Here is a 14703-nt window from a genome sequence, read left to right as displayed (position 1 = left end):
CCGATCCAAGCCGCCCTGCCGCAGACTGCCCTGCCGCTGGAAAAACCGGGCTGACCCCCCATCCCTACTCCCCTGGGCTGTCCTCCGCCTTAGGGATCTTCTCCGCCTCTGGAGGAGGGGGAGAGTTTATCCCAAAGGGCATCTGGGATTCTTGAATGGCCTTGACCCCGAACTGCCAGAAGTTTTCCAGGCTATCCTTGGCGGAATTATACAGTGCAATCACGCGAGTGCGCCACTTATCTCTGTTTTTCTCTGCCTTTTGAGGAAACCAGGAAAAGACCAGTAAATCGAGCATCAGCTCCATACTGCGAACCAAGCCTATGATCAATCCCTTGATCAGACCGTAGTGCAGGACATAGTAGGGCGTAAATAACAGGGCCGATAGCCACAGGTAGTCATCGAAGATTTCCTTGTCCAGATTGAAGGAGATGCTCACATGGATGCGCAGTAAGCTAAACCACAGGGCAAACACCACAAAGGTGCTGATCACAAACCCCACAATCCCATCCAGTTTGTGCCACAGAAACTGAATCAAGTTCTTCAGTGAAGTCCAAATCACAGCCGCCGCCGTCAGCACCAGGGCGCCATAGGTGGCAATACTGGTCCAATCCAGCTCGGTCAGGTCTCCGAGATCCGTGAAATTAAGACCCTCTAGCCCCAGGATCCAGAATAGTTGTGGCATATTTGCATCCTCAGGTTAGGGACATGAAACAATAAAACCGGACAGAATCTGGGCCTCACGGTGACGCCAGCGCACAGGCTTGAGTCAATCCTAGCTTGCGAATCAAAAGGGCCTTGAGCACAGGGAGAGCATCCGGGGAGGGCAACCGCAGGGCGCGCTGATGGGTGAGCTTCTCCACCAGCTCAATGCCCGCTGAGGTACTAGTGGTGACTCCGCTAATCAGATCCGGCTGAAATCCAAAACTTTGGCTCACTCCCAGGACCGCATAGGGATCCGAGGCGCAGAGCACCGACATCTTGATCTGCGGCTGAATTTCCTCCAGCACCACCGATCCATTGTAGGGTTCAGACGGGGAAGCACCCGCCTCGGCCACCACCACATCGGGATTTTGGGCGGCAATCAGGGAGAGCAAACGTCGCAGACAGCCGCGATACTGATCGGCATCGCAAATGGAGGAGGGCAGCCCCACATCCACAAAATCATAGATGGCGTCGGCCCCCGCATCGCCCATGGCTAAAATATCCCGATATCGACCCACCCCGGTCAACTTGGTGCCCACCACCTTCAGCCCGAGCTGCTTTAACTGGTGAATGATGACGCGGGCCACGGTGGTTTTTCCCGCCGACATGGAAGTTCCCACAATTAAAATCACAGGACACCTTAGCGGCAGGCGATCGCCCGCCATCACGAAATCCTGCATACACACCTTTTGCTGCCTGCGTAGCACATGGCCCTCGTACTGCAAAGGGGTCATGGCGGGCGCATAGCTAGATTGCGAGGTGATGCGACCAAAGATACCGGCAAAGGTCATATCCTGCATCTGGCCCCCGGCTTCGATGGCTCGCCAATCTCCCACCACCTCCAGGGTGGCCTGTCGCACCCCAAAAGCCCCCACAATGCGATCGCCGTTCATCACATGGGCCATGCGGCCCTGGCTCAATTCCACCTGTCCCAGCTGCCCCTGGGAGATCTGAACGATGCCCACCACATAATCTCCCGTTGCCCACTGGTCGCGGGGAATCGGCTGCACCTCAAACCCTTGCTTCTCCAGGTCGGAAATGCGGGTGAGGGTACTGTAAAAATAGCGGTTAGTCATGGGCATCTCCGGCGTCACGGCAGGGATCCGGGGGGGCATCGCTGGGGGCATCACAGGAGGGCAGCAGGAGCAGACGCGTCAGGAGCGCGCTTCGTTCGATCAGAGAGTCAAGGTGAATATACTCCCCTGGTGCGTGGGCGCCATCCCCCACCGCGCCTAATCCATCCAGGGTGGCGGTATGTAAGCTGGTGGTGTTGCCATCGGACCCCCCTCCCGCGGTGGCGGCTTCCAGATCCAGGCCCAGATCCGCAGCCACGCTCCTCGCCTGCTGCCAGAGGGCCTCGTTTCGGGGCGTGTGTTCCATGGGAGGACGGCCCATGGTTCCGGTAATCTCCAGGGTGGTCCCAGGGGTGCTGGCCCTGAGTCCTAAAATTTGGGTGGCAAGGCGCTGGGCATCCTCCGCATGCAGCACGCGGACATCCACCTCCGCTCGACTTTCTGGGGCCACCACGTTCGATCGGATTCCGCCATCAATGGTGCCCACGTTGACCGTGATGCCCCGGTCGGGATCATTGAGTTGAAAGAGCCTTTGGATGACAATGGCCAGCTCTAGAATGGCGCTCACGCCCTTATCGGGGTCTAAACCAGCGTGGGCTGCCCTGCCCAGCACTTTCACGCTAAAGCGCCCCACCCCTTTCCGGGCGGTTTTGATCTTTCCCTGTGGCCCCAGGGAGGGTTCTAAGACGTAGGCTCGCTCCACCTGTTTGGCCAGCTGCTGAATGTGCGGCGTGGATTCAATGCTGCCAATTTCCTCATCCGAATTGATGAAGATCATCGGATCGAGGGGGGCTCTCTGGGACAAGGCTTGCAGAGCCTCCAAGGCATACAGCGCCATCACCAGACCGGCTTTCATATCGTAGGTTCCCGGTCCAAAGGCCTTGCCCTGACGCAGCGTAAAGGGCATGGTCTCCAGGGTTCCCAGGGGCCAAACGGTATCGCAATGTCCCAGGATGAGCTGCTTGCCGCGACTGCCTTGAAATTCGTCTCCGGGGCAGCGGGTGTTTGGCCGGGCTAGCAGATGTCCGCCGGTGCGATGGCCGGGCACAATCTGCGCTCGATAGTTCCGGGTTTGCAGCGCACGTTGAAGGATGTGCAAAACCGGCTGCTGGGCAGCGGGAACTGTGGAGGGAGACTCCGCACTCACCAACTGCTGCAACAGTTCAGTCATTTCCGTTCGTCGGCGATGAAAGAAGTCGAGCAGGACTGAAGGGTGAGGAGGGGAGTCGGGGCGCACTATCATTGCTGAAATCCCGTGTGAAACGGAAATGAAAAGCTCTGATCGACGCGGGCATAGCGCCCTGGGCAGAGATAGACCAGAAGGGGAAATTCATGAATCAGGTCTTGATCGTCGCGATCCACACCGCGCATCAGGTCTGGGTTGCCGTGGGCTGCCACAATCTGACCCACGATTAAGCCGTACTCTCCAAACCCCTCGACGATGCGATCCAGACGGCATTCCAGGTAAAAATAGGCATCTTGCAAAAAGAGGCCCTCCACCGTGGTGGCAGGAATGGTGGGAAGTGCTTCTAAGGTGGGCTTGAGGTGTTCACCGGTGCGCGGCCCCGCCGCTAAGCTGGTCTGCAAAACCTGATCGGGGGAGGGGTAGCTCACGGTGAAGACGCCCTCGCGCTGAATATTTCGAAAGGTTTGATGGCGGGGGGTGCACACAAAGCCAAAATAGTTTCCCCATCCCAGGGGCATGGCCATGTGCTTGGGTGCTAGGTCGTAGCGGCCCTCTGTGCTGCGCGTTCCAATGATTACGAGGGGCGCTGCTAGGAAGACCTGTTCCCAGATGACTTGGTTTAGATCTAGAGAGATCAATCGAGGATGAGGCAGAGCATCCATTATCCAGGCTTTATCGTGATTTCCACCATCGTGATTTCCACCATCGTGATTTCCACCATCGTGATTTCCAACCGATGGAACCCATGCCTATTATAGAAATCCCAGAGAACCCAGGACGGCTTTTGTCACTCAAGTTAACCTCGAACCTGGCCTTGAATCTGGCCTTGAACCCAGCCTTGAACCCGGCGGCGGGGGGAGAGGGGTAGCCTGGGGGCGATCGCGGTGCTTCAGGTGATTAAACTTAACAACTATCTAGATATAAAGCCTTGCTGTCGCGATTGTTCTGGGGCCGTCATATCCCAGGCCAAGCGAGTTGAGCTGAGATGCAAGGCCCTTTGGTTGGGCAAATTCCAGATGTTATGCTCGGCTATTTATTGTTAAGAAACAAAAAGCATTCAGCATTTATTGCTGATTAACTATATATTTAATTTTGATCTTCTGGGGGGTCTCCTGGGTTTATCGCGGCCCGTTGAGTTGCCAGGCATCCCCTCCTTGTTTCTGAGGTTTTTACTGAGGTTCTTACTGAGGTTCTAGACATGAGTCACCATTTAGCTGAGCGGTTACGCGAAGGAACTCGACAATCCCACACGGCGGCGGAGAACACTGCCTTCATGAAGTGCTTTTTAAAGGGCATTGTGGAGCGCGATCCCTTCCGGAAGCTGCTGGCAAACTTGTTCGAGGTCTATCAGGCGCTAGAGACAGAAATGCAGCGCCACAAGGATCATCCGGTGGTGGGCGCCATGATTTTCCCCGATCTGTTGCGGGTGTCTGCCTTGGCGCAGGATCTGGCCTACTACTATGGATCCGACGAGCCAGCCCGTCCACTACCGGCGGGTCAGGTCTATGTGGATCGGATTCACGAAGTGGCTGACAAGGCCCCGGAATTGCTGGTGGCCCATGCCTATACCCGGTATATGGGGGATTTATCGGGGGGGCAGGCGCTCCGGGCCATTGCCCGCACCGCGATGAACCTGCCGGCGGATCAAGGGACTGCCTTCCATGAATTTACGCAATTGCCAACGCCTGAGGCGAGAAGAGCCTTCAAGGCCCAATATCGCAATGCCCTAGATGCCTTGCCCATTGATGAAGAGACGGTACAGCGCATCATCGACGAAGCCAACTATGCCTTCCAGCTGAACCGCGACCTAGTCCATGACCTGGAAGACGAGGTAAAAGCCGCCATTGGGGAGCATGTCTTTGATCTGCTAACCCGGCAAACCATTCCGGGAGCCACGGAGCGATCGCCCCAGGCCTTGCCCCATGAGGGGCATCCCGTTGGGATTCCAGAGCACAGTCTCTAGAAGGATTCCGCCCTCGGGCCGTAGGGATTTCGGCCCGAGGGCAACCCCTGTTGCCCGATCCTGATTGCTGGCATCCAGACCAGCGTTATGAATTTTGTCCCCTATGGGCTTCCATCACCGGGAGTTTGCCTAGACTATGCCCCTCGTTCAATCCACTGTTCAATTTGATGCCCCGCTGCTGCAAAAGTATGACCAGCCGGTCCCCCGCTACACCAGCTATCCTCCCGCCACTGAGCTGAGGGCGAACTTTGACCCCATTGATTTCCGCGCCGCCCTGGCGGTGAGTAACTATCAAACCAAGCCCCTTTCCCTCTACTGCCATATTCCCTTTTGTGACAGTGCCTGTTACTTCTGTGGTTGCAATACCGTCATCACCCAGCATAAGCCCGCTGCCGAAACCTACCTCGACTATCTGGTGCGGCATCTAGAACAGGTGGCTGCCCTGGTGGATGGCGATCGCCGGGTGCAGCAAATGCATTGGGGCGGTGGCACGCCCAATTTTCTGACCCTGGCGCAAATTGAGCGGCTCTGGACTGCGATCCAGGATCATTTCTCCTTTGATGCAGACGCCGAAATTTCCATTGAGGTCAATCCCAAGGCCCTTGATCAGTCCTACCTGAATCGGCTTCGGAGCTTAGGATTTAATCGCCTGAGCTTTGGGATTCAAGACTTTAATCCCAAGGTGCAGGAGGCGGTCAACCGAGTCCAGCCAGAGTCGATGCTCTTTGAGGTCATGGACTGGAGTCGTGCCGCTGGCTTTAGCAGCATCAATGTGGATTTAATTTATGGTCTGCCCTTTCAAACCCTGGAGAGCTATCGCCACACGATCCACAAAACCCTACAGCTAAATCCTGATCGCATTGCCGTTTTTAACTTTGCCTATGTGCCGTCCCTGGTGCCTGTGCAGCGCCACCTACCCCAGAGCGAGATGCCCTCACCCTCCGAAAAGCTGGCAATTCTGCAGATGACCATTGAGGAATTGACCCAGGCGGGCTACCAGTACATTGGGATGGATCACTTTGCCAAACCCAACGATGAATTAGCCATCGCTCAACGTCAGGGGCAACTCCATCGCAACTTTCAAGGGTATACCACGCGACCAGAATCGGACCTGCTGGGATTTGGGATGACCTCCATTAGTATGCTTAACGACGTCTATGTGCAAAATCATAAACGCCTCAAATCCTTTTATCAGGCCATTGATAGCCACCAGCTTCCCATTGAGAAGGGGGTTACCCTCTCCCAGGCGGACATTATCCGCCGCACGGTCATTATGGAGCTGATGTGTCAGTTTCAGATTATCCCTGCAGACATTGAGGAGAAATACCATCTTGGCTTTGATTTAGATTTTGAGTCCTACTTTTCCCAGGCACAACCGGCGCTTCAGCAATTGGCTGCCGATGGGTTGATTCAGCTCTCCCCCAATGCCCTGAAGGTTACCCCCGTGGGACGATTGCTGATTCGAAATATTGCGGCGGTCTTTGATACTTACCTGGAGAAAAATCGCAAACCCACCTTCTCGCGGTCCATATAAGGGAGGATGACCATGCGCATTTTAATGATTCAACCCAATTACCATTCCGGAGGCGCTGAAATTGCCGGAAATTGGCCTCCTAGCTGGGTTCCCTACGTGGGAGGAGCTTTAAAGGCCGCTGGCTTTACGGAAATTAAGTTTGTGGATGCCATGACAAACTATATTTCGGATGAAGCCTTGGGGCAGATCATTCAGGACTATCAACCCCAGGTGGCCCTGGTGACTGCCATTACCCCGATGATCTATCAATCTCAGCGAACCTTGCAGATCCTGAAGCAACTTTGCCCAGGGGCCAAGGCGATTATGGGGGGCGTGCACCCGACCTATATGTACCGCGAGGTGCTGCATGAAGCCCCCTGGATTGATTACATCATCCGGGGCGAGGGCGAGGAAATTACCGTTAATTTGCTTCAGGCGATCGCCGCTGGGACTGACCTCCAGCAGCGTCGGCAGATTTTGGGCCTGGCCTTTTTAGAGGAGGGGAAAGTGGTGGCCACTCCGGCCCACCCTCCCATTGCCGATTTAAATACGCTCAGCCCCGACTGGTCGCTGCTGGATTGGTCAAGGTATATGTACACTCCCTTGAATACCCGCGTGGCCGTCCCGAACTATTCGCGCGGCTGTCCATTTCGCTGTCGATTTTGCTCCCAATGGAAGTTTTGGCGCAAATATCGGGCTCGGTCTCCCAAACAGTTCGTGGATGAAATTGAGCAGCTGGTGACCGAGCATCAAGTGGGATTTTTTATCCTAGCCGATGAAGAACCCACCATTAATAAAGCCCGGTTTGTGGCCCTGTGTCATGAACTGGTGGATCGGAATTTGGGGGTTCACTGGGGCATTAATACTCGGGTCACGGATATCCTCCGAGATGAGAAGGATTTGCCGCTGTACCGGCAAGCCGGGTTGGTTCACGTTTCCCTGGGAACCGAAGCTGCGGCCCAGCTGAACCTCAACCTATTCCGTAAGGAAACGACCATTGCCGACAATAAACGGGCGGTGCAGCTGCTGCGCGATCATGGAATCCTGGCAGAAGTGCAGTTTATTATGGGGCTTCCCAGCGAAACGCCGGAAACCATTGAAGAGACCTACCAGATGGCCCGAAACTGGAAGGCTGATATGGCCAACTGGAATATGTACACCCCCTGGCCCTTTTCGGAACTGTTTCAGGATATTCAAGACAAGGTGGAAGTGCGCGATTATTCCCACTATAACTTTGTCACCCCCATTCTCAAGCCCGATCACATGACGCGGGAGGATCTGTTTAAGCGGGTGATGCGTAACTATGCGCGCTTTTATGGCTGGAAGTTCCTGGAATACGGGTTGGAATCCGATGGGTTTAAGCGTCGCTATCTGCTGGGCTGTCTGAAGGCCTTTGTGAAAACCACCTTGAACAAGCGGTTTTATAATCTCAAGCGCGTGAAGCAGCAGGGACTTCAGACCACCATTGACTTCGGCTTTGATGAATCCAAAATTCTGACGCCTGCCCAACTGGCGCAGCTGAAACAGGATCGCCCCGCCGATATTGATTCTGTGGAAACCTCTGACCCGATCTCGGCCTGTGGCGCTCCCCCTGAGGCCCAGGCCTGTGAACAGTATCACCCCGCCACCGCGCATCGGTATGACGTGATTCAGGTGGCCATTATTGAACAAGATGAACACAATCGGGTGCAGTTACGAACCCAGCTGCGATCGCAACCCGGCATTGAAGTGGCCAGCGAAGCCACCAATGCTGAGACGGGATTGGTGTTACTGGAGTCCATTGATATCGATGTGGCCCTGGTGGGGGCGGCCTTACCCGATATGGAGTTAGGCAAGTTTTTACAGCGGGTGCGCTCGGTGCAGGCGCGATCCTACGTGACTCCCTCCAAGGTTCTGGTGCTGCTTGATCCAGATCAGCCGGCCCTTACCGAGGGATCCTTGCTAGATCGGGGCGTGGCCTGCTGTGCCCTGAATCGTCCCCTGGATCAACTGGTGGAGGCGATTCGCACTACTGCCCGCACGGGATTCTATGAAGATCCAGCCATCGCCCAGGACTTAGGATCTAAGATTCTTGCCTGAGGGGGCACAGGTCTGGAGAACCTGCTTGTCCGGGACTGGGCCGATGCCAGTCATGAAACAAAAGGATCGGGTCCGATCCGTATTCAGGATTACTGCGAGAGTTCTGGCTTTGCAAGCATGATGGGGGTGAGCTTTCCCTACAATCCTGCGCTCCTCAGAATAACCATGAATCATCAATATGCCTTTGCGATCGCCTTTGACTATCCTGAAGGATCGCCCGATGCCGAGCGGGAATCGCGAATTCCCGAATGGCCGCAGCTGTTAAGTCAGATTGCCTCGGCATCCCAGGCGCAGGGCCTCCCGCCCTGGGATCATCCCCGCTGGGAAGAATTTGGGGATGGCCGGATTTTTTGGGGAACCAAATCTGAATGCGAGTCCCTGAAAACGGTTCTGGAGCGCCTTCCGGTCATGCTCTATGAGGAGCGCAACCTGGATCCGGGCTATTACCGCTCTGAGGAGGCCACCTATCACGTCACCCCGGAGGGAACCATCCTGGCCATTGCCAGGGATACCGATCCCCTGCAGGCAACCCGCCTGGAGTCGATTCCCATGGAGGCCTACAAAACCTCGACCGTACCGCCAGAACTGGCCGCGGCCTTTGATCAGGCCCTGGCCCCGGCCCAGGGGGATCCGCCGGTCCTCTCCCAGGATCACGAGGCAGCCTTGGCCACGACGGCGATCCCCTCGCAGGACTCCGCCTCATGGCTAGCGCAGATCCAAGCCCAGCAGCAGAGTTTAGAGGCCCTTGAGCAGCAGGTGCAAGGGGTCCAAGCGGATCTGGACTATTGGCGAGGGCAGGCAGAGGCCAAAATTGCTCCAGAGGTTCTGGCCCAGGTTCAGCAGGAACAGGCCCAGCGGCAGAGGGACTTCGATCAACAGGTGGCCGCCTTAAACACCGATCTAGCGGCCGCCCGCGATCAGCTAGCCCAGGCAGTGGATCCCCAGACCATGAGCGCGCTCCAGTATCAGTTGAACCAACACATGCAAGCGAACCAGGCCCTGGAGGATCAGATTCAACAGATCCAGGGGCAACTGCAGGCATGGAAAGCGCAGGCACAGGCTAACTCGGACCGTTTGGAGGCTCTGCAGGAAGAATCTCAGCAGAAATCCACGGTGATCCAGGCCTTAGAGCAACAATGCACCACCCTCACCCAGGACTATGAGCGTCTCCAGGCGGAGGCCGCAACCCGAATTGATCCCCAGCAGCTGGAGGCCCTCAGCACTGAAAATGAGGCGCTCAAGCAGCAGATGACCGAGTTGGAACACAGCCATCATGAGCTGTCTTCTAACATGCAAACCTGGATGAAGCTGGCCAATTCGCGGGTGGCCCCCGAGACCCATGAGGCCCTGCAGCGATCGGCCCTGGACAGCCAGCAAAAGCTGAGCGCACTTCAGCAACAGTTTCTGGTGCTGCAACAGGACCTGACGCGGTGGCAGGCGATCGCCGATGATAAGGTGGAACGGACCGAATATGAGGCCGTACTCAGTCAGATCCAAAGGCTGCAGGAAAAGCAAGCGCAAAGCTGGGTGGCTCGGCTGAAAGCTCAGATCAGGCAGCTGTTTCGCTAACCCCCCTCAGCCCGCCGCCCAGATTTCCGCGGGCTCTGACCGGCGCAGAGCTGAGGGAGGATCCCCTCAGGACTCCGCGCTCTCAGGGTCTCCTTGGCGTAGCTTATCCAACACGGTGCGATCTTCGAGCGTGGAGGTGTCTCCGGCTATCTCTGCGCCGCTGGCCAGATTCCGCAGCAAGCGCCGCATGATCTTGCCCGATCGCGTTTTGGGCAGAGCTTCGGCAAAGCGAATTTCGCCCGGACGGGCGATCGCGCCAATTTCATTGACCACGTGCTGCTTTAGCTCAGCCTTGAGGTCCTCGCTGGCGGTGGCGCCCCCTTCCAGGGTCACAAAGGCGACAATGTCTTCCCCCTTCAGATCATCGGGACGACCCACCACCGCTGATTCAGCCACCGCCGGATGGGAAACCAGCGCAGACTCAATCTCCATTGTTCCTAAACGGTGTCCTGAGACGTTAATCACATCATCCACCCGGCCCATAATCCAGAAGTAGCCGTCTTTATCACGGCGAGCGCCATCGCCGGCAAAGTAAAAATATTGTCCATCCTTAGGCTCAATCTGCTCCCAGTAGGTTTTGCGGAAGCGATCCTCATCGCCGTAGACCGTGCGCAACATGCTGGGCCAGGGATGCTTGATGACCAGATATCCGCCTTCGTCATCCCCCGCTGGCTTGCCGTTCATATCCACCACATCGGCCAGAATGCCGGGGAAGGGCTTGGTGGCTGACCCAGGTTTCGTGGGGGTGGCGCCGGGCAGCGGCGTGAGCATAAACCCCCCGGTTTCCGTTTGCCACCAGGTATCCACAATGGGACATCGTTCTTTGCCGATCACCTTGTGATACCATATCCAGGCCTCAGGGTTGATGGGTTCGCCAACGGTGCCGAGAATTCGCAGCGAAGAGAGATCGCGGGCGTTGGGAAGATCATTGCCCATTTTGATAAAGGCGCGAATGGCGGTGGGCGCGGTGTAAAAAATGGTCACGCCGTATTTTTCCACCACATCCCAAAAGCAGCCAGGATTGGACGGGCGGGGCACGCCCTCGTACATGACCGCCGTGGCGCCATTGGACAGGGGACCGTAAACAATGTAGCTATGTCCGGTAATCCAGCCCACGTCCGCTGTACACCAGTAAACGTCTGTATCCTTGAGATCAAAGGCCCATTTCAGGGTCATGTGGGTATAGAGGTTATACCCTGCGGTGGTGTGCACCACGCCCTTGGGTTTTCCGGTGCTGCCGCTGGTGTAGAGAATGAACAGTAAATCTTCACTGTCCATGGGTTCGGCAGGGCAGTCGGCGGCGGCATCGGGTTCGACCTCGTGCCACCAAATATCGCGCCCTGCGGCCATGGTGACCTCGGATTTTGTCCGCTGCACCACCAGCACCTTTTGTACGGAGGGGACGGCGTTATCGGCCAGGGCTTGATCCACGGCGTCCTTGAGGTGAACCACCTTATCCTTGCGGAATCCGCCGTCGGCGGTAATTACGGCCTTGGCCTTGGCATCCACCAGGCGATCGCGCAGGGCCTCGGCGCTAAAGCCGCCAAACACGACGCTGTGGGCGGCCCCAATGCGGGCACAGGCCAGCATGGCAATTGCCGCCTCTGGAATCATCGGCATGTAAATCCCGACGCGATCGCCCTTGCTCACTCCCATATCCTTGAGGACATTGGCCATTTTGCACACTTGACGGTGCAGTTGGGCGTAGGTGAGGGTGACGCTGTCGCCCGGTTCGCCTTCCCAGATGAAGGCGGCTTTATTCTTGCGCCAGGTGGTCAGGTGGCGATCGAGGCAGTTGTAGGTAATGTTCAGTTTGCCGCCCTCAAACCACTTGGCAAAGGGAGGCTGCCAGTCCAGCACCTTATCCCAGGGCTTAAACCAGTCCAGCTCCTGCTCGGCCAGTTCTGCCCAAAACCCGGCTGGGTCAGCCTTGGCCTTTTCGTAAAGCTCCTCGTACTGGGCCATGCTGGAGACATGGGCGGCCTGGGCCAGTGCCGTAGGGGGTGCAAAGGTACGATTTTCCTGAAGGACGGATTCAATGGTGATGTCGGTCATGACCTTGAATGATGAGGTAACAGCAAGCAGGCAGGTAAGTTTTTTCTGTTATCACGGTTGCACAAGCTGATCCCTTTGGCTGAAATTTTCGTGATTGTTTACAGGTTGCAGGATCGGCATCCCGTCCTGTTAGGCCCAGCCTGGTTGTGAAGCGACTGAGTTCTCCTCTCTCACGCAGGATAGGAAATAAGTTTTAAGATTGCGATCGCCCTTCTATAACTTTGCCAAAGCCTGCAAGTTTTCGTAAAGCTGATCCGGTACGGTGGCCGCTACCCTTTTCAGACCTCTAGCTGTCCCAGAGCTTCCTTCAAGAGGACGCTATGGCCAAGTTGGAAGCTGAGTGCGTTCCCGTGTTGCGAGTTTACCCTTCTCTTTGGGAGAGGGATTTAAAGTCAAGCGCAGGCATCCAGTGGCGAGCGAGCGATCGCCCTGCCCTCCTTGATTGAAGCCATGGGTGTCAATCATGGTGGTCTTTGTAACCTTGTGATCGAGGAGTTCTTGGACAGTGCGAATATCGGATCCATCAGATCTTGCTGGGAGAGACCTTTGGCAATTGATCCGCAGGTGTATCCATTCTCCCAGTCCCATACCGGAACCGCAGAGCAGGCTGGACACTAGATGAGGCAATCCATCAAGTTGAGCCAAAATACGACGCACTTCGTCTTGCGTGAAGACAACGGGCAGACGATCCGGCTGTTTAGCCCTTTCGATATTGTCAATGTAAGGCAGGTCAAGGCAGAGGACTTGTTTGTACAGGAATAATAATGCGTTCAGGGCAATATTTTGGGTAGAGGCTGCAACCCGTTTATTGACGGCGAGATGGGAGAGGTACTCTCGAATTTCATCGACTCCCATGTCGCGGGGAGGACGCATGTGATGAAAGCGAAGAAAGTCCTTAATGTAGTAAAGATAAGACTTTTCAGTTTTTAGACTCAGATGTTTGAGTCGAAAGGTCTCATGAATGCGGTCAAAGAGCTTAGGAGGTTCAGCCATGGACGGACAAGTCCTGAAATGTTTATGAAGTAAAGCCTTCAAAGTTTTAAGATTCCCAACTTTTGCTTCCAAATTTCAGGTCAATTCCGGATAATATCCCAATATCGGAATTATACCGATGCTGTCCGTATAACACTCTGATTTCGGAGTTATACGGATTGAGTCTGATAACACACCTATTCTCGGAGTTATCAGACCTTGTCCGTATAATTATTAGTTGGCCTGCTTAGACATCCAGTATTATTTGAGACTTCCTGTTTAGGACGGAGGCTCCAGAATGTGGAAACGAAAAACATTCCATGAATGTGCTGAAGAGCTAGAGATACTCAGTCGAGATTTCAGAGACGCTTACACAAATAAATCGAGAATAGATCAACAAAGCAGGGAGGAAATCTTACAAGAGTCTTCCGAAAAAGGTATTGAAATATTGCGGGTGCTAGCGCTTTCAATCCGCTCAGAACAGGATTTTGGTAGCATTCCTTCTATTCATACAACTGTTGGTGCCTTAAATCGCTCCACCAATACCAGTGAAGTCTTTGCCACCTTAAATAATTATCGACCACCTTACAGCGAGAAAGATGGTTTCGAGCCTTTGCTACTCAGGGAAGCGTTGAACAAAATCGCCCATGTAGATCCCTATAAGGCTGGTTTTTTCGCAGATGAGATCGTCCATGAGCTTATTCTTTCTGGCAATCATAGAGCTAACACTTGGATAGCCATTGTTTCGATCGCTGATCTTTGCCGTGCTATTAAGTCTCTTCCAGACCAAAGCGTACAATCAGTTTAAGTGAGCAGCGATACAATAGCTTTATGCAGTTTGAGTGGGATGGAAACAAGGCAGAGCGTAATCTATCAAAGCATGGAGTCTCATTTGAGGAAGCAGAAACTGTTTTTGATGATCCTCTCTATGTTGACTTCTACGATCCAGACCACTCTGAGGATGAGGAGCGATACCTTATTATTGGAGAGTCAAATCAGGGGCGATTGTTGATTGTGTCGTATACCGAAAGGGGCGATTCGACGCGCCTCATCAGCGCAAGAGAAGTGACACAAGCCGAACGAAAATCTTATGAAGAGGGATAAATCAGAAATGGAAGATGATTTGCGGACAGAGTATGACTTGACAAGCCTCAGAGTCAGAAGGTTGGGTTCTGGAAGGAAAAGTTTTGGTGGAGCAACTGTACGGTTAGAACCGGATGTCGCAGAAATGTTTCCTAGTGCTGACGCGGTTAATGAGGCACTGCGTTTCTTGATTAGAGTGATGCGAGATAACCAAGCTCTTGCTCCAGCAGCACAGGCTAACAATTCAAATGCAGCGGACAGTTAAAATGTACTGGCGCTGAGTTCAAGGTTATCTGCTGCCGCTGATTTGAGCCGTTATGCTGCTGAGTCCCTAGTTGTGACAGTATCCTAAAGGGGCACCTCGAAAAATTGCTTTAGTGACATCAAGGGTAGTCCTAAACCTGTAAGGATGCATTGTAATGATGGATGAAGGAGACTGATCAGAATTTTGTGTAAGGGAAGTAGAATCCAGTTAACAAAGGAGATTCCCTTATGCCTCGTAAAAAAC

At 54.6% G+C, this 14703-nt stretch carries 13 protein-coding genes; 7 read left to right on the top strand and 6 right to left on the bottom strand.

Annotated elements, in window-relative coordinates:
- Positions 1-64: 64 nt before the first annotated feature.
- The 4 genes from QQ91_RS12545 to QQ91_RS12530 all read right to left on the bottom strand — a co-directional run bounded on the left by QQ91_RS12545 (position 65) and on the right by QQ91_RS12530 (position 3623).
- Complete coding sequence (locus QQ91_RS12545; protein WP_166282571.1) at positions 65-682, bottom strand: hypothetical protein; 618 nt, start codon at positions 680-682, stop codon at positions 65-67.
- Between the two features lie 55 nt (positions 683-737).
- Complete coding sequence (locus QQ91_RS12540) at positions 738-1778, bottom strand: DUF1611 domain-containing protein (RefSeq protein WP_166282569.1); 1041 nt, start codon at positions 1776-1778, stop codon at positions 738-740.
- Positions 1771-2946 (bottom strand): M20 family metallopeptidase, encoded by a 1176-nt coding sequence (locus tag QQ91_RS12535; RefSeq protein ID WP_236096182.1) that lies wholly within the window; start codon positions 2944-2946, stop codon positions 1771-1773. The genes QQ91_RS12540 and QQ91_RS12535 overlap by 8 nt, the downstream gene beginning before the upstream one ends.
- 68 nt (positions 2947-3014) lie before the next feature.
- The gene (locus QQ91_RS12530) at positions 3015-3623 is read right to left on the bottom strand and encodes a flavin reductase family protein (protein WP_166282565.1); all 609 of its coding nucleotides are present in this window, start codon (positions 3621-3623) and stop codon (positions 3015-3017) included.
- An 83-nt stretch (positions 3624-3706) separates the two neighbouring features.
- Here QQ91_RS12530 and QQ91_RS21655 point away from each other — a divergent pair, with 83 nt between their 5' ends.
- From QQ91_RS21655 to QQ91_RS12510, 5 genes are all read left to right on the top strand, one after another.
- Entirely contained in the window at positions 3707-3829 is a 123-nt protein-coding gene (locus QQ91_RS21655) for a hypothetical protein (protein WP_284707174.1), read from the top strand.
- Between the two features lie 330 nt (positions 3830-4159).
- Positions 4160-4924 (top strand): biliverdin-producing heme oxygenase, encoded by a 765-nt coding sequence (locus QQ91_RS12525; protein ID WP_166282563.1) that lies wholly within the window; start codon positions 4160-4162, stop codon positions 4922-4924.
- A gap of 136 nt (positions 4925-5060) precedes the next feature.
- Entirely contained in the window at positions 5061-6458 is a 1398-nt protein-coding gene (gene hemN / locus QQ91_RS12520) for an oxygen-independent coproporphyrinogen III oxidase (RefSeq protein WP_166282561.1), read from the top strand.
- A 6-nt stretch (positions 6459-6464) separates the two neighbouring features.
- Positions 6465-8516 carry a magnesium-protoporphyrin IX monomethyl ester anaerobic oxidative cyclase gene (gene bchE / locus QQ91_RS12515; protein ID WP_250833349.1) on the top strand — a complete coding sequence of 684 codons (2052 nt, stop codon included), beginning with the start codon at positions 6465-6467 and terminating at the stop codon, positions 8514-8516.
- Between the two features lie 165 nt (positions 8517-8681).
- A complete protein-coding gene (locus QQ91_RS12510; protein WP_166282557.1) occupies positions 8682-10085 on the top strand; it encodes a coiled-coil domain-containing protein in 1404 nt (467 codons plus the stop codon).
- A gap of 66 nt (positions 10086-10151) precedes the next feature.
- Here the strand turns inward: QQ91_RS12510 and acs are convergent, their stop codons facing one another.
- Both acs and QQ91_RS12500 read right to left on the bottom strand, forming a co-directional pair.
- Entirely contained in the window at positions 10152-12140 is a 1989-nt protein-coding gene (gene acs / locus QQ91_RS12505; protein ID WP_166282555.1) for an acetate--CoA ligase, read from the bottom strand.
- A 318-nt stretch (positions 12141-12458) separates the two neighbouring features.
- Positions 12459-13133: a phage integrase N-terminal SAM-like domain-containing protein gene (locus QQ91_RS12500; protein ID WP_166282553.1), complete on the bottom strand. Its 675-nt coding sequence runs from the start codon at positions 13131-13133 to the stop codon at positions 12459-12461.
- A 277-nt stretch (positions 13134-13410) separates the two neighbouring features.
- Between QQ91_RS12500 and QQ91_RS12495 the strand changes: the two genes are divergently transcribed.
- Both QQ91_RS12495 and QQ91_RS12490 read left to right on the top strand, forming a co-directional pair.
- Positions 13411-13920: a hypothetical protein gene (locus QQ91_RS12495; RefSeq protein ID WP_166282551.1), complete on the top strand. Its 510-nt coding sequence runs from the start codon at positions 13411-13413 to the stop codon at positions 13918-13920.
- Between the two features lie 23 nt (positions 13921-13943).
- Positions 13944-14216 carry a BrnT family toxin gene (locus QQ91_RS12490; protein WP_166282549.1) on the top strand — a complete coding sequence of 91 codons (273 nt, stop codon included), beginning with the start codon at positions 13944-13946 and terminating at the stop codon, positions 14214-14216.
- Positions 14217-14703: the final 487 nt, after the last annotated feature.

Origin of the sequence: Lyngbya confervoides BDU141951, assembly GCF_000817775.3 — a bacterium.
GTDB lineage: Bacteria > Cyanobacteriota > Cyanobacteriia > Thermosynechococcales > Thermosynechococcaceae > Lyngbya > Lyngbya confervoides.
Note: the sequence above shows the minus strand (reverse complement) of the source record. Positions and strands in the feature narration are given on the sequence as shown.

Coding starts and splice junctions, on each gene's coding strand:
- QQ91_RS12495 (WP_166282551.1), top strand. CDS start 13,411: ATGTGGAAACGAAAAACATTCCATGAATGTGCTGAAGAGCTAGAGATA.
- bchE (WP_250833349.1), top strand. CDS start 6,465: ATGACCATGCGCATTTTAATGATTCAACCCAATTACCATTCCGGAGGC.
- QQ91_RS12545 (WP_166282571.1), bottom strand. CDS start 682: ATGCCACAACTATTCTGGATCCTGGGGCTAGAGGGTCTTAATTTCACG.
- QQ91_RS12530 (WP_166282565.1), bottom strand. CDS start 3,623: ATGGATGCTCTGCCTCATCCTCGATTGATCTCTCTAGATCTAAACCAA.
- QQ91_RS12510 (WP_166282557.1), top strand. CDS start 8,682: ATGAATCATCAATATGCCTTTGCGATCGCCTTTGACTATCCTGAAGGA.
- QQ91_RS12535 (WP_236096182.1), bottom strand. CDS start 2,946: ATGACTGAACTGTTGCAGCAGTTGGTGAGTGCGGAGTCTCCCTCCACA.
- QQ91_RS12490 (WP_166282549.1), top strand. CDS start 13,944: ATGCAGTTTGAGTGGGATGGAAACAAGGCAGAGCGTAATCTATCAAAG.
- acs (WP_166282555.1), bottom strand. CDS start 12,140: ATGACCGACATCACCATTGAATCCGTCCTTCAGGAAAATCGTACCTTT.
- hemN (WP_166282561.1), top strand. CDS start 5,061: ATGCCCCTCGTTCAATCCACTGTTCAATTTGATGCCCCGCTGCTGCAA.
- QQ91_RS12540 (WP_166282569.1), bottom strand. CDS start 1,778: ATGACTAACCGCTATTTTTACAGTACCCTCACCCGCATTTCCGACCTG.
- QQ91_RS21655 (WP_284707174.1), top strand. CDS start 3,707: ATGCCTATTATAGAAATCCCAGAGAACCCAGGACGGCTTTTGTCACTC.
- QQ91_RS12500 (WP_166282553.1), bottom strand. CDS start 13,133: ATGGCTGAACCTCCTAAGCTCTTTGACCGCATTCATGAGACCTTTCGA.
- QQ91_RS12525 (WP_166282563.1), top strand. CDS start 4,160: ATGAGTCACCATTTAGCTGAGCGGTTACGCGAAGGAACTCGACAATCC.